Origin of the sequence: uncultured Cytophaga sp. (assembly GCF_937863595.1) — a bacterium.
Taxonomy (GTDB): Bacteria; Bacteroidota; Bacteroidia; order Cytophagales; family Cytophagaceae; genus Cytophaga.
Map to the genome: position 1 here is coordinate 1 of NZ_CALMGQ010000077.1, position 14,828 is coordinate 14,828.

Sequence of the window (14,828 nt, forward strand, 5' to 3'; positions counted from 1 at the left end):
CCTGACCGCGATAAACGCAACGGCTAGCCGTTGCGTTTATTAATTGAATCTAAGACCTAAATCCAATGTTTGGAATATATATCAAAAATACGAACATTAATTAACTCAAAAAAACAATACAATAGGTTGTTTTTTTGAGTTAATACTTATACTCCACTATATAAATACAACACTCTCGCTTTTCGCTTTTTAAGATTCGTTTTACAATAAAAAATATAAATATATAATAATCAGACCAATAAAAATTATTGTAAAATAAAAAGTACATCAAATACAATAGAAAATACTTTTATTAATATATTTGACTATAATATTCGAATAGTCAAATGGTCGAAAATGACACCAATGCAGAAAACTGCAAGCTCACGCTTATAATTGATGCTGCTCAAAAGCGTTTTGCATATTATGGGCTTAGCAAAACAACCATGACAGAAATCGCGTCTGATATTGGTTTATCCAAGGCATCCCTCTATTATTATTTTGCAGATAAAGACACCCTTTTTAGAGCAGTCGTAAAACGCGAGCAAGATTTTTTTTTAAATGAAATGCGCCAATTAATACAAGAAGAGAAGACTGCTGAAGATAAATTCTTCAATTATACCAAACATAGGCACACGTATTTAAGGAAAGTATTTGTAAACCTCACGCAGCTTAAAATGACAATGGATCATGTAAAACCATTGTTAGGTAACCTAATGGAAGTATTTATGAAGGCTGAAACGGAACTCATAGAATCGATCTTTCAAGAAGGTATCAAAAAAAAAGAGTTTAATAATATGAATACCAAAACTATGGCCGATGCATACATTTCAAGTGCACAAGGATTAAGAACACTCACAATTAAAAATAGAAACTCTTATGTATTAGAGAAAAGTGACTTCGAAGAAATCGAAACTCGCATCAATATCATAGCTGAAATATTTATTAAAGCAATAAAAAAAAATAAAGATGAATCTATCGCTTAAAAAAACCATCATACGGATAGCGCTTATAGTTATAATTTCACAATCCAACATTTCCATTGCGCAGGAAAATAAATTCTTATCGTTACAGGATGCTATTAATTTATGCATTCAAAATAACAAACAATTAAAATTGACACTTTCGAAAATGGAAAGTGCAAAAACTTCTGTAAAAGAAGCTACAAACAATCGCTTACCTGATGCGGGTATTTCAGGATCATACTTACTCATCACAAAACCAAAACTTTCAGGACCACTGGTTGAAAATACCACACCCCCCAATATTCACCAGGCGGGCTTCACGATGGCAACGGCATCACTACCTCTTTTTAGCGGATTCAAAATAAAAAACGGAATTGAATCTGCAAAATATCTTGAGCAGGCAGTAAAGCTAGATGTAGAAGTAGATAAAGATGCAATCATACAAAACACAATTGAAGCGTATAGCAATCTATATAAAGCCAAATCGAATGTCACTGTTATTAAAGAGAATTTAAAACAAGCGGCACTACGTACAATTGATTTTCAAAACTTAGAATCAAAAGGCATTGTAGCGCGAAATGATTTATTACGCATACAATTACAAGAATCCAATATTGAACTTGCGCTACTGGATGCGGAAAGTAATTGGAAGTTAGCAAATCTAAACATGAATTTAATGTTAGGATTGGAGGAAAATACTCGGATAGAAATCGACAGCAACTCCTTTAGCTTAACTGAAGACAACCGCACGTATGAAACGTACGAACAACAAGCATTCACTAGTAGAAACGAGATTGCAGCACTTCAATACAGAGAAAAGTCTGCGCTTGCAGGTATCCGAATGGCTAAAGCCGATTACTATCCTTCGTTAAAACTTACTGGCGGCTATTTTGCAGCCTATGTACCAAGTTTTATAACCATCACAAACGCATGGAATGGTGGAATTGGATTGAGCTATAACATTTCCTCTATTTGGAAAACTGGAGCAAAAGTAAATTCCGCAAAAATAGCGCTGACAGATATTAAATTAAGAGAGAGTATTCTTAATGATCAAATCAAACTGGAAATCACTCAAGCATTCGAAAGATACATTGTAAGCAAAGAAAAAATCAATGTGTATGCCAAGGCCTTAGAATTAGCAGATGAAAATAATAAAATCACTAAAAACAAATACCGGAATAATTTGGTTACAACTACAGAGCTATTAGATGCCGATGTACAACATTTACAAGCAGAATTAAACTATACAAATTCAAAAGCAGATGCAACAGTCGCTTATAACAAATTAAAGCAACTAACGGGAACCTTATCTGATACTGCTACCACTTCTAACTAATTTATTTAAAAAACACTATAGCGTATAATTTATTATGGCAAACACTACTGAACTAAGTCAAAATAATACTACACAACAAAAGCCTGCACCAATGGACACAACTGCACAACCTGAAAATAAAAAGAAAAATAAAATATTTACTACATTACTAATTATTTTAGTTGCTGTTGGCGGTTATTATGGTATATCAAAATATATGCACGCACTAAACAACGAAGAAACAGAAGATGCGCAAATCAATGGAAATATAAGCCCTGTTATCCCTAGAATAGCAGGATATGTATCTGAAGTCCGAATCAAAGATAATCAATATGTAAAAAAAGGAGATACTTTATTAATTCTAGATAATAGAGAAATGGAAATTAAAGTAATGCAAGCACAAGCAGCATTAGAAAATGCAAAAAGTACACTAACGGTTGCAACGGCAAATACATCTGCAGCAATTGCAAACAGTACTTTTTCTAAATCAAATATCACAACAGCAGAATCAAATATCGAAGCAGCAAAAGTTCGTTTATGGAGAGCCCAAAAAGATTATGCCCGCTACGATGACTTAGCAAAAGACCATTCCATCACAGAGCAACAATACGAACAAGCTTTAGCAGAAAAACAATCTGCAGAACTTCAATTAAAGGTTTTGGTAGATCAAAAAAAATCTGCAGAAAGTCAATCAGAAGCAGTTTTTTCTCAATCTTCCGCAACAGGACAACAAGTCAAAGTAGCGTCTTCTGTTATTAAACAACGTGAAGCAGATTTGCAAAGTGCTCTATTAAACTTATCCTATACATTTATTATTGCTCAAGCATCCGGTCAAATTTCTTCTGTAAATTTAGAGCCAGGACAATTGGTTCAAGCAGGACAACAAATCTGTACAATCGTATTAAATAATGACACATGGATTACAGCAAACTTTAAAGAAACCCAGTTGGAAAAAATGAAGATTGGACAATCTGCTACAATTGAAGTAGATGCTTTTCCACATCATGAATTTCACGCAAAGGTAGCATCCTTCTCTCCCGCTACTGGTTCTCGTTTTGCATTGCTCCCTCCTGATAATGCAAGTGGCAATTTTGTTAAAGTTGTACAACGCATTCCTATTCGAATTGAGTTTACAGACAAAAACGACCCATTAGTGAACCAATTACGCCCAGGTATGAATGTTATTGCAGAAGTACATTTTAAATAAATTACCTCAATAAGTTCTTTTAAGAAAGATTTAAAACATTAAATAAATCGTCATGCCTTTAGAACTAGAATCCTTAGTTGAGTATGGTCCACGTAGAATAATTATTACGTTAACTGCTATATTGTGTGCACTGCTTGAAGTTATTGATACAACAATCGTCAATGTTGCCATCAATGAAATGGGTGGTAACTTAGGCTGCACTATTGCTGAAGTCAGCTGGGTAATAACTGCCTACGCCATCGGAAATGTTATTGTAATGCCTATGACAAGTTGGCTCTCGGCTCAATTTGGGAGAAGAAATTACTTTGCAGCATCCATTATTTTATTTACAGTTTGCTCATTTTTATGTGGCAATGCGACATCAATTAATGAATTGATATTGTTTCGTTTATTACAAGGTATTGGTGGTGGAGCACTATTGGTAACATCTCAAACCATCATAACTGAAAGCTTTCCTGCCGCAGATAGAGGTATGGCTCAAGCCATTTATGGTTTAGGTATTATTGTTGGTCCAACCCTAGGCCCTCCACTCGGAGGATACCTTGTAGACAATTATTCATGGCCGTATATTTTCTATATCAATATTCCAATTGGTATTGTTGCTACTATCTTAACCTTACAGTTTGTGCGTAGCCCTAAGTATGCTGAAAAAACGCCCATACGAAACGTAGATTGGTGGGGCATCATTCTTTTATCCGTCGGTATTGGCTCCTTACAATATGTGCTTGAAAAAGGTCAAGAAGAAGATTGGTTTAGCAGCAACAGCATTTTAATATGTTCGGTGTTGGCTGTGTTTGGGTTCTTCTTTTTTATATGGAGAGAAAGTGTCTATAAAAATCCGATCGTATCTTTTAAAGTATTAAAAGACTTCAATTTAAAAATTGGAACTATATTGTCTTTTGTATTGGGCTTTGGACTATATGGTTCCACCTTCATTGTTCCGTTATATACTCAGTCTATATTAGGATGGACTGCCTTACAAGCAGGCATGCTAATGTTGCCGGCATCTATCGCAACAGGACTTATGATGCCTGTAATGGGGGCTTTGTTAAAAAAGGGAACGGCGCCTCAATATTTAGTTGCACTGGGTATGTTCTTGTTTTTTATATTTAGTTTTTGGGGATATAGAATTATATCTCCCGATACTGCGAATACCGATTTCTTTTGGATGTTAATTGTGCGAGGTGTTGGATTGGCCTTGCTATTTATTCCAATTACAAATCTGGCCTTATCCAAACTACAAGGACAAGAGATTGGTCAGGGCGCGGCATTTACGGGACTTATGAGACAATTAGGTGGCTCCTTTGGTATTGCCATTATCAACACTCTTATCACCAGAAAAACCGCATTACACCGTTCAGATATTGCATCTCACCTTACCGCAACAGATGGCACATCCATGGAACGAATCAACCAAATGCAACATGCTTTTATCGGCCAAGGATTTTCTCCAGAAATTGCATTAGCAAAAAGTTATAAGCTACTTGATATGGGAATTTCCAAACAAGCAGTTATACTTTCGTATATGGATGCCTTTCTTTACTTAGGTTTGATGTTTCTAATTTGCGTTCCCTTTGTTTTAATTTTACTGCGCAACAACAAAGGCAATTCACATGTTGACACCTCAAGCGCACATTAATTGATCATTTATTTTGTAACGACAAAAAGGTCACTTCTGTAATTTGCAAAAGTGACCTTTTATGTTTTCTTGCAGCCTATTATTAGGGAACATATTTTCAAGATCTTTGACCTTTTTTACACCAAATCCAATTAAATTTCAGCTCTATATTCATTCGTCATAATTGTTTCTTTTAGGTCAATCACCTGCAAAATTTACCATTCCGTACTATTTTTCTTTTCAAACAAAATAAATAGATCATTCTTAATCTGTTTATTATTACAACCTTCGACATGTCGAAGGTCAAAATATGCAATTGTCGTGAATTTTGAAGAGTAAGAAAACCTTATAATCAAAAGCCTTGCATTTCTGTAAGGTTTTTGATTTGTGGGAGATACAGGGTTCGAACCGGTGACACTCCCGTTTGAAATACAGAATACACGCAACCACTTTAAAGAATCAATCCTTTCAATCCGTTTAATAATTCGTATCCTGCTTTTCCATGCTTTTACTTCCCGTTCTCACTTATACTCCAATTTTTTCGTTGTAAAAAATTAGAGTATAACAGATGACCTAATCTCCTATCCCACCTAAAAAGACCTTATGATTTGAATTATGTTTGCGAAGATGCTCTTAAATAATTGATCCGCTATATGTCCTGTATAATAAGCATCTCGTTTTGATGAATATAAAAAAGAAACATGTTAAATAATAAAAATATAAAACCGAATCTCAATGCAATATAAAACCTTATTAATAAAAAAAGCCTTACATTTCTGTAAGGCTTTCCATTGGTGGGAGATACTGGGTTCGAACCAGTGACCCCCTGCTTGTAAGGCAGGTGCTCTGAACCAGCTGAGCTAATCTCCCTTTTCCGCTCCAACAATCTCTTGTTGTTTGGGAGCACAAACATACGAGTTTTTATTTTAATTGCAAAACATTTTCATAAAATATTCGTAAAATTTCTACGTTGCATTTATCAATAGAATTTACGTGCTTCACATACAAATATTTAAGCCCTAATACCACTCTGAAAATATTCAAAAAAGTACTTATTTATAGCGCTTTATCTTTACTTGCGCTTTTTGGTTTGGCTTCGGCTATACTCTTTTTCTATAAAGATGACCTTATTTACATGGCATCCATGCAAATAAACAAACATCTTATTACCAAAGTCGACATTTCTAAAAAAATCGATATAAGCTTATTTGAAAAGTTTCCAGAGCTATCCGTTGGGTTTCAGGAAGTAAAAATCTACGAACCCAACAGCATAAAACCAACTGTTTTTGCTTCACTAGAGCGCGTACTTATAACGTTCGATTTATTCGAAATGTGGAAAGGCGATTATCAAATAGATAAATTATATCTAGAAAATGGCTTTATCCATTTAAGAACGGATTTTGATGGAAGTCATAATTTTATGATTTTCAAAAAAGATACTACTGCGAACAAAGAGCAAACAGATTTTGCTATATCATACATTCAATTTAAAAAAATAGAATTCATTTACGATTATAAATTAACCAATCACTTTTATGGAGGTTATTTTAACCAAACGGACGCATCTCTTTCAATGGCAAACAATTTACTTTCCATTGAACTTGAAAGCAATATATTGACGGATGAAATATTAATAAATGAAAATTCTTTCTTGCCAAATAAAGATGTCTTAATTAAATCAACCATCACGTATCAAACAGACGCCGAAATACTAACCATCAAACCTTCTTCTGTAAAAATAAATGAGTCTAATTATTTATTAAACGGCTTCTATGACTTGAATAAGTCATATATAGATTTTTCATTCAAAGCTGAGAAAAGCAATTTAAGCACATTTACATCCATTCTACCCAGTGCATATTCTAAAGTCATACAAGAGTACCAAAGCAGTGGAAATATCCATTTTAATGGCACCATTAAAGGCAGCACCTATGACACAGAAAGCCCAGCCATATTGGTGAATTTTGGGTTTGAAAATGCTTCTTTTTTTCACCCCAAATACAAACAGCAGATTAAGAATGCTTTTTTAGTTGGGACGTATACAAATGGGTCCAAACGTGACTTATCAACATCGAGTGTAAAACTGTCGAATATAAAATTAGAAATAGACGGAAAAAACATTGAAGGATTCTGCTCCATTACAGATTTCAGCTCTCCTTATGTAGACTTGCACCTAAAAGGGAGTTTAGTACTTGATAAAATTTTAAAAGTAATTCCCAATCATATTTTTGAGCAGGCCTCAGGTGAAATAGGTTTTGATGTAGAGTTTAAAGGAAGAACAGAAGATTTAAAATCAAAAAAAGGATACGAACATATTCAAACCACTGGAGACTTATCTTTTCGCAACGTCATCACAAAAATCAAATCATACCCTCACATTATTTCAATCGACGAAGCATATTGCATCTTTACAAAAAATGATATATCCATAGATAACATGCATCTTAAGGTAGGCAAAAATGATGTAGTGCTTACAGGTATATTTAGAAATTTGATAGGGAAATTAATCCTCCCCAATCAATCCGTTTATGTACAAGCAGATTTAGCAATGGGCAACATTTTCTTGGAAGATATCCTAATGTCTGATACGCGCACAAAAAAATCTTCTAATCAAGATTTCATCATGCCAGCACTAAAAGATTATAAATTAGACTTAAATCTAAAAGCGGCAAGCATGAATTACCAACGCTTACATGCACGGAATATTTCTACCAAAATCGATTGGGTATATCCGTATTTGAATTTTACAAATACAAATTTAAATTTTTGCAATGGAACATGTACGGGTAGGACGAGTTTAAAAATACTAAACGAGAAGTCAATAGAAATAAATACAGATTCAAAAATAAAATCAATGGACATTGACAGTGTATTTTATGTGTTCGAAAACTTTTCACAAACCTACATAACAAACAAGAATCTAAAAGGGAAAATATCAACGGACCTAAGCTTAATATTGCAATTAGATAATCACTTAAACATTCTTCCAAGCTCCATAGTATGCGATGCCGATGTTAGTATTGTGAATGGAGAATTGAATAACTTCGAAACTATGAAACGCATTTCTCGTTTTTTAGAAACTGACGATTTGGATAATATTAAATTTTCTGAAATAAATAATCATTTCTCTATTTACAATGAAGTGATTCAAATTCCAGACATGACAATAAACTCAACAGCTGGCAAAATTAGCTTCTCGGGAACGCATAGCTTTGACGGGAAAATTTTATACCATGTTGCTTATCCGATTGCAAATTTGAAGAAAAATAAAATAGATTCAGACGCAGCATTTGGGGCCTTACGTCAAGATCCTAAAGGAGAGATGAAATTATTTCTAATTGTGCAGGGGACAACAAGCGACTTTAAAATTACATACGACAAGAAAAAAGTTGCAGAAAAAATTAAATCTGATCTTCAAAAAGAAAAAAATGAATTAAAATCACTCTTTAAGAAGAAGGATTTTGAAGAAGAACAATTAAGAAAAACACAAGAAGAAGAATATTTTGATTTCGAGTAGATAGGGTTATAACTTATATTACAACCCTATCTATCCAAATTACATAATTAGAAAACTAAATAAGTTTGAATCTGAATTCACCAAGGTGTAATCTACATTTTTGTATTCCATCCGTTCAATCAATAGATTAAAGTCTTCTTTCGATTTTACTTCAACGCCAACCATTGCGGGACCATTTTCTCTATTCGTCTTTTTTGTATATTCGAAATACGTTATATCATCATTAGGCCCCAGTACTTCATCCAAAAATTCGCGTAAGGCACCAGAGCGTTGTTTAAAGCGAATGATAAAATAATGTTTCAACCCTTCGTATAACAACGATCGCTCCTTAATTTCTTGCATGCGATCAATATCATTATTACTTCCGCTTACAATGCACACTACATTTTTACCTTTGATTTCGTCTTTGTAATAATCCAGCACACTTATACTTAATGCTCCTGCTGGCTCAGCAACAATAGCCTCTTCATTGTATAATTTTATAATCGTACTGCACGCTTTACCTTCTGGCACAAGTTGTACATCATCTAAATACTCGGAACAAATTTGAAAGTTCAGTTCACCTACACGTTTCACTGCAGCACCATCCACAAACTTGTCAATTTCATCTAACACAACAACTTTGCCCGCTTCTAAAGCCCGCTTCATTGACGGTGCTCCCAATGGCTCAACACCAATAATTTTTGTATTTGGACTAAACGTTTTTACATACGTACACAAACCTGCAGCTAAACCGCCGCCGCCGATTGGCACAAAAATATAATCTATTGGTACTGAAATATCTTCCATTATTTCCAAGCCAACAGTACCTTGTCCGGCAATAATCTTGGGGTCATCAAACGGATGTACAAACAACAAACCATTGTCTGTACAATACTTCATTGCTTCTTTATAGGAATCATCAAATGTATCACCCACAAGCACTACTTCCACATATTCTTTTCCGAAAAAATTAACCTGAGAAACTTTTTGCTTAGGGGTAGTGCTTGGCATAAATATATGCCCTTTTATTTTTAAAGCTTTACAGGAATAGGCAACGCCCTGTGCATGATTACCTGCACTTGCGCACACAATACCTTTTTCAACATCTTCCCTTTTTTGGCTACACATAAAATTATAAGCGCCTCTAAGTTTATATGAACGTACTAATTGTAAATCTTCGCGCTTCAACCACAAATTGCACCCAAATTCTTGAGAGAGGTGTTCATTTTTATTTAATGGTGTATGTGTTACAACCCCTTTCAAGCGCTTTGCAGCCTCTACAATATCTTCAATTTGTACCTTAGGATTCATATAAGTTCTCTTTCAAATTCAATTATTAACGATTAATTCCATTAATAATCCGTACAAAAATACATTCTATGAGAGCAACTAACAAAAAAACCAAATATTATATCTAACTTAGGTATATGAAAAACATGAACTCTTTTCAAGTAATCGCACTGGTAGGCATTATTTTCACCATTGTCGCACAAGGTATTTTATGGGTAATGGGCAAAACTGTTGAACATTATGTATACCTATACCCTACTTGGGTAGCTGTATTTGTATTGGGCTTGGTTTTAAATCCCTATTTATCAAAACACGACGATCACCATCACCATTAAGAGGAATATGTAAAGTCTAATGGGTTTTCAAAAATCCATTTATATCCTAATTGTGTAAGTTTGTCCGATGAAATCTGCTTCCATTCGCCATCAAGTTTTTCTGGAAATCGAGGAGGCATTAATTCAAACTTTGCACATAAAAATGTATAAAAATCCCTTTTAGTTGGATGTATAGGTGAACATACATTAATGGTTCCGCTTACTTTTTTAGCATTCAACAAAAACACAATAGAAGAAATAACATCATCTCTATGCACCAGATTTACAGGTTCATTTCCACCAGCCAATTCCTCTTTACCTGCAAAGAAGCGCGCCAAAATGCGCTCATATCCTGTAAGTCCACCCAATCGTAGAACAAGCCTCTCAGGAATTTCGCTCGATAAAATATGTCGTTCTGCCTGATACACTATTTTATTTCCAGCATCGTCTTCGTGTTTTACTGAATCTTCATCTACTATAGAATTTGTGCTTTTGTAAACAGATGTGGTACTCGTAAAAATAATTTTTTTAATGGGGTACATTTCTTTTTGTATCAATAGCATGAGCGATTCGATTTCCACAGCATGCAAACTGTCGGGGTTCTTGCGCGTGCCCGGTGGTATAGATATGATTAATATATCACACTGCAATAAGTTTGATATATCTGTGCCCTCCCATGTACCATTTTTAGCTTTCAATAAAAATGGCTTAATACCTGCATTCTCAAATTCCAAAAAACGTTCGGAACGTGTAGTAGAACCCTTTATGGAATGGCCTTCTTGGATCAGTCGCTTTGCTAGTGGGAAGCCCAACCAACCACAGCCTATAATGGAAATAGTACTCATGTGTATTTTAATCTAATGCGGCATTTAAAAATTGATTCAATGCATACATCTCTTTAAAGGGTTTGCTAATTTTTTCTATTGTTTTTGAATCCGTTAAGACGGTTTCTTCAAATGGCATGGTTACAGTATAACTTTTAAGTTTCAACCAATCTGAATATGTATGCGGTTCTACGTAATCCTTAGGCAAACGCACCAATTTCATGTCTTGATCAAAATCTAAAAAATATTTTTTAAACGACTTGCTTTTAAAAATGGTTTTCAAAGCGTCGCCATTATAATCTATTTCTTGACGTATCAACTTTAATTGTTCGGGCATAGGCATGTGTATCCCTCCAGCAAGGAAACAATTACCAGGTTCGATGTGTACATAATAACAAGACTTTAATGACTTCTTACCCCCTGGTGCAATCATAAAACCCATATTTGTTTTATATGGACTTTTATTTTTAGAAAACCGCACGTCTCTGTTTATCCGAAACATGCAATCCTTCGGCTCAAGATTTGATATTGATGGATCAAACTGCCCAATAGCTTGAACAACTTCTTTTACCAATACTTTCACTTCTAACTTAACCTCTTCATAGGTAGAACGATTTTTATCAAACCATTCCTTATTGTTATTTTTTGCTAACTTTTTTAAGAAATTAAGCGTTAAGCTCAGATGCATATTCTTTTGATTTATTTTTATAAACAATCAATTCATCGTCTAGAATCATTTCATGGCTAAATGCCTTTGCGCGAATAACGGGTGATTCAATACCAGATCCAAATTCATTTTGAGACCTAAATATTCGTATCTCATCCCACATTCCTTTCTCAATAAATGAATGTAACAATTTTGAACCGCCTTCAATAAGTATAGATAAATGTTTACGCACGTACATATCTTCAATAATAACGTCCACCATATTGTCCATGGGATCTACTTTGACGTACTCAACTAAATTCCGTACATCTTGCTCAACATAATTATAACAAATAGTCTCTTGAGATCCGTCTAATAAGTGTGCACCAAGAGGTACCTGCAACTGCTTATCAATAAATGCGCGCACAGGATTCCTGCCTGTCCAGTCGCGTACATTCAATCTTGGATTATCATACAAGGCGGTGTTCGTGCCAATCAATACAACATCTTCTTCTGAACGCCACTTATGAACTAATTTGCGTGACACTTCATTGCTAATCCATTTCGAATCAAAATTTTCTTTAGCCAGATAACCATCTGCAGTTTCGGCCCATTTTAAAATAATATAGGGTCGCTTCTTTTCCATAAAAGTGAAGAAACGGCAGTTCAATGCTCTCCCCTCTTCTTCTAAAACGCCTTGTATAACTTCAATGCCATTTGTCATTAAGTACTCAAAGCCAGCACCCGCTACTAATGGATTTGGATCGATGTTGGCAAATACAACACGCGCAATTTTATGCTCCACGATTAAATTCGAGCATGGTGGCGTTTTCCCGTAATGAGAGCATGGCTCTAAATTTACATAGAGGGTTGCACCTTCTAATTCAGACTTATCTACAACAGATTGAATAGCATCAACTTCAGCATGGGGATGACCGAAACGCTCGTGATACCCCTCTCCAATAATTTGACCATTTTTTACAATTACGCAACCAACCATTGGGTTTGAACTTACGTTTCCAGAGCCTAGCATAGCTAAGTCCAACACCCGTCTCATATATCTTTCGTCAGAATCCATAATTAATGTATCTTTGATCTTTAGTATAACGATTACACCCATTTACAGGTTCATACAACTTATTCACAATTGGATCAATTAAAAGAAATATCAGCTAAATACCTATTTGAACACGCTAAAAGAGACTTAAATGTTTATGAAAGTCCCGAAAAAGAAAGTGTTATAATGATTCTGTTAGAAGATCTTTTTCAACTTCGTAAAATAGATATTATGTTGAACAAACAGATTGCTTGGGATAAAAGCCAACAGGAAATGTTTGAATCCGCATTAAACAAGCTAAACCAATATACACCTGTTCAATATGTAGTAGGAAAAGCTTTTTTTTATGATACCTTTTATTCCCTTAACTCAAACACTCTAATTCCACGTCCAGAAACAGAAGAGCTGGTCCAAATGATTATTAACGAGAATGTGCATATTGCTCCGTCAATAATAGATATCGGAACAGGTAGTGGGTGTATTGCAATTTCATTATCAAAGCACATCGCGCAATCAAAAGTTATAGGCATAGATATTAGCATTTCTGCTTTAGAAATGGCGCGAAACAACAATAAAAACCAACTAGCATCTGTAACATTTATAGAATGCGATTTTTTATCTGCCACCCCACTTGCATCTGAAACCTTTGATATAATTGTTAGCAACCCTCCCTACGTTCTAGAATCTGAAAAGGAATCTATGAGAATGAATGTACTTGACTTTGAGCCACACCTAGCCCTATTTGTCCCCGACACAAATGCATTGGTTTATTATGATGCGCTTTTATGTTTTGCAGAAAAATCGCTTAATGAAGCAGGTATAATTTATGCTGAGATAAATGAACAAAAAGGTCTGGAAATGCTCGAACTAGCCAAAAAATATGGCTTTTTAAATGGAGTAATAATAAAAGATTCTTTTGGAAAAGATCGATTTTTCAAAGCACAAAAAATAGAAGCGTTATGAACTTAATTTATTGCCAGACGTATTTTAATTTATAAATGACAACACATTGAAGCCAAAAATTCTACACATAATAGATACGTTCACCAAAGGAGGTGCTGAGATTCTACTGGTTGGCTCAATTCCTGAATTGAACAATTTTGAACACCATATTATTTATTTATTTCCTACAAAAACACCCATAATGAATTCTGTTCCAGGTGTTGTTGAAGTTACATGTTTAAACTTTACTGGCCCATTTGACACGTTTAGAATTTTAAAAAAAATAAATGAGTGTATTGCTACAATAAAACCCAACATAATACACACCCATTTATATTTTTCTAGTTTATATATTCGCTTTGCGAAAATAAAAAACATACAAGTTATACAAACATATCATAGTGTATATTATAGAATTAAATATCCGAGATTTAAGGCACGCATTTCAAAACAACTTATGAAGGTTGTGGATCGTTATTCACAAAAAAATAATTTTAAAATTTTACACGTTTCAAAAACACAACAGGCGGCAAATGATTTTGATGTAAAAATCAAGAATAGTGATGTAATGTATAACTATATCGAAGATGTTTTTTTTGAAGAAAGGAGTAATCGCCTCTCTAACTTTCAAAGAAAGCTAAACATTATTTCTGTTGGTAATTTAAAAACAGAAAAAAATCACATTGTTTTTTTAGAGGCACTCAGGCTTTTGCAACACATACCCATACATGCCAATATTTGCGGAAATGGTATCGACATACACATGTTACAAGCATATGTAAATAAACACAACCTTCCTGTTACATTCCTGGGAAGTAAAGAAGACATCTCCGAACTGTTGAACGAACATGATTTATTTGTATCCTGCGCAATTATTGAAGGATTTGGCATTAGCGTTGCAGAAGCGATGGCGGCAGAGTTGCCTTTACTTATTTCAGACATCCCCACATTAAAAGAAATTACTAATAATAAAGCGATCTATTTTAATGCAAGAAATCCAACTGATTTAGCACAAAAAATAGAAGCATTTTATTTGAATCCAGAAACAATAAATAAAACGGTTAAAGACTGTAAATTAATGGCGCTTAATTATAAAAAGGATCTGTATATAGTAGCGTTAAATAATTTTTATGAAAAAATTATTTCAGACTGTACTTCTTAATTTAAATACA

The 14,828-nt window shown here is 34.2% G+C and carries 12 protein-coding genes and 1 tRNA gene; 8 read left to right on the top strand and 5 right to left on the bottom strand.

Features of this window, described 5'->3' with window-relative positions; genetic code table 11:
• The first annotated feature begins 326 nt into the window (after positions 1–326).
• The 4 genes from Q0543_RS06790 to Q0543_RS06805 are packed head-to-tail and all read left to right on the top strand — an operon-like array spanning position 327 to position 5,105.
• A complete protein-coding gene (locus Q0543_RS06790) occupies positions 327–965 on the top strand; it encodes a TetR/AcrR family transcriptional regulator (protein ID WP_299250669.1) in 639 nt (212 codons plus the stop codon).
• Complete coding sequence (locus tag Q0543_RS06795; RefSeq protein ID WP_299250671.1) at positions 949–2,280, top strand: TolC family protein; 1,332 nt, start codon at positions 949–951, stop codon at positions 2,278–2,280. The genes Q0543_RS06790 and Q0543_RS06795 overlap by 17 nt, the downstream gene beginning before the upstream one ends.
• Before the next feature lie 34 nt (positions 2,281–2,314).
• Positions 2,315–3,466: an HlyD family secretion protein gene (locus Q0543_RS06800; RefSeq protein ID WP_299250673.1), complete on the top strand. Its 1,152-nt coding sequence runs from the start codon at positions 2,315–2,317 to the stop codon at positions 3,464–3,466.
• Positions 3,467–3,518: 52 nt separating this feature from the next.
• Entirely contained in the window at positions 3,519–5,105 is a 1,587-nt protein-coding gene (locus Q0543_RS06805; protein ID WP_299250675.1) for a DHA2 family efflux MFS transporter permease subunit, read from the top strand.
• A gap of 771 nt (positions 5,106–5,876) precedes the next feature.
• Here Q0543_RS06805 and Q0543_RS06810 read toward each other — a convergent pair.
• Positions 5,877–5,954 (bottom strand) — tRNA-Val (locus Q0543_RS06810).
• A gap of 100 nt (positions 5,955–6,054) precedes the next feature.
• Between Q0543_RS06810 and Q0543_RS06815 the strand changes: the two genes are divergently transcribed.
• Positions 6,055–8,601, top strand: a complete 2,547-nt coding sequence (locus Q0543_RS06815; protein WP_299250677.1) for an AsmA-like C-terminal region-containing protein — start codon at positions 6,055–6,057, stop codon at positions 8,599–8,601.
• Between the two features lie 39 nt (positions 8,602–8,640).
• Here the strand turns inward: Q0543_RS06815 and ilvA are convergent, their stop codons facing one another.
• The gene (gene ilvA / locus Q0543_RS06820) at positions 8,641–9,894 is read right to left on the bottom strand and encodes a threonine ammonia-lyase IlvA (protein WP_299250679.1); all 1,254 of its coding nucleotides are present in this window, start codon (positions 9,892–9,894) and stop codon (positions 8,641–8,643) included.
• 116 nt (positions 9,895–10,010) lie between these two features.
• On the opposite strand from ilvA, the gene Q0543_RS06825 reads away from it, so the two are divergent.
• Positions 10,011–10,208: a hypothetical protein gene (locus Q0543_RS06825; RefSeq protein WP_299250681.1), complete on the top strand. Its 198-nt coding sequence runs from the start codon at positions 10,011–10,013 to the stop codon at positions 10,206–10,208.
• On the opposite strand, the gene Q0543_RS06830 is transcribed toward Q0543_RS06825, so the two are convergent.
• The 3 genes from Q0543_RS06830 to ribD are packed head-to-tail and all read right to left on the bottom strand — an operon-like array spanning position 10,205 to position 12,735.
• Positions 10,205–11,032 carry a nucleoside-diphosphate sugar epimerase gene (locus tag Q0543_RS06830; RefSeq protein ID WP_299250683.1) on the bottom strand — a complete coding sequence of 276 codons (828 nt, stop codon included), beginning with the start codon at positions 11,030–11,032 and terminating at the stop codon, positions 10,205–10,207. The genes Q0543_RS06825 and Q0543_RS06830 overlap by 4 nt on opposite strands.
• Positions 11,033–11,039: 7 nt before the next feature.
• Positions 11,040–11,699 (bottom strand): DUF2461 domain-containing protein, encoded by a 660-nt coding sequence (locus Q0543_RS06835; RefSeq protein ID WP_299250685.1) that lies wholly within the window; start codon positions 11,697–11,699, stop codon positions 11,040–11,042.
• Positions 11,677–12,735 (bottom strand): bifunctional diaminohydroxyphosphoribosylaminopyrimidine deaminase/5-amino-6-(5-phosphoribosylamino)uracil reductase RibD, encoded by a 1,059-nt coding sequence (ribD, locus tag Q0543_RS06840; protein WP_299250687.1) that lies wholly within the window; start codon positions 12,733–12,735, stop codon positions 11,677–11,679. The genes Q0543_RS06835 and ribD overlap by 23 nt, the downstream gene beginning before the upstream one ends.
• A gap of 69 nt (positions 12,736–12,804) precedes the next feature.
• Here ribD and prmC point away from each other — a divergent pair, with 69 nt between their 5' ends.
• Both prmC and Q0543_RS06850 read left to right on the top strand, forming a co-directional pair.
• A complete protein-coding gene (prmC, locus tag Q0543_RS06845) occupies positions 12,805–13,677 on the top strand; it encodes a peptide chain release factor N(5)-glutamine methyltransferase (protein ID WP_299250689.1) in 873 nt (290 codons plus the stop codon).
• A gap of 46 nt (positions 13,678–13,723) precedes the next feature.
• On the top strand, positions 13,724–14,818 hold the full coding sequence (locus tag Q0543_RS06850) for a glycosyltransferase (protein WP_299250691.1): 1,095 nt from the start codon (positions 13,724–13,726) through the stop codon (positions 14,816–14,818).
• Positions 14,819–14,828: the final 10 nt, after the last annotated feature.

Coding starts and splice junctions, on each gene's coding strand:
- Q0543_RS06790 (WP_299250669.1), top strand. CDS start 327: ATGGTCGAAAATGACACCAATGCAGAAAACTGCAAGCTCACGCTTATA.
- Q0543_RS06795 (WP_299250671.1), top strand. CDS start 949: ATGAATCTATCGCTTAAAAAAACCATCATACGGATAGCGCTTATAGTT.
- Q0543_RS06800 (WP_299250673.1), top strand. CDS start 2,315: ATGGCAAACACTACTGAACTAAGTCAAAATAATACTACACAACAAAAG.
- Q0543_RS06805 (WP_299250675.1), top strand. CDS start 3,519: ATGCCTTTAGAACTAGAATCCTTAGTTGAGTATGGTCCACGTAGAATA.
- ilvA (WP_299250679.1), bottom strand. CDS start 9,894: ATGAATCCTAAGGTACAAATTGAAGATATTGTAGAGGCTGCAAAGCGC.
- Q0543_RS06825 (WP_299250681.1), top strand. CDS start 10,011: ATGAAAAACATGAACTCTTTTCAAGTAATCGCACTGGTAGGCATTATT.
- Q0543_RS06830 (WP_299250683.1), bottom strand. CDS start 11,032: ATGAGTACTATTTCCATTATAGGCTGTGGTTGGTTGGGCTTCCCACTA.
- Q0543_RS06835 (WP_299250685.1), bottom strand. CDS start 11,699: ATGCATCTGAGCTTAACGCTTAATTTCTTAAAAAAGTTAGCAAAAAAT.
- ribD (WP_299250687.1), bottom strand. CDS start 12,735: ATGGATTCTGACGAAAGATATATGAGACGGGTGTTGGACTTAGCTATG.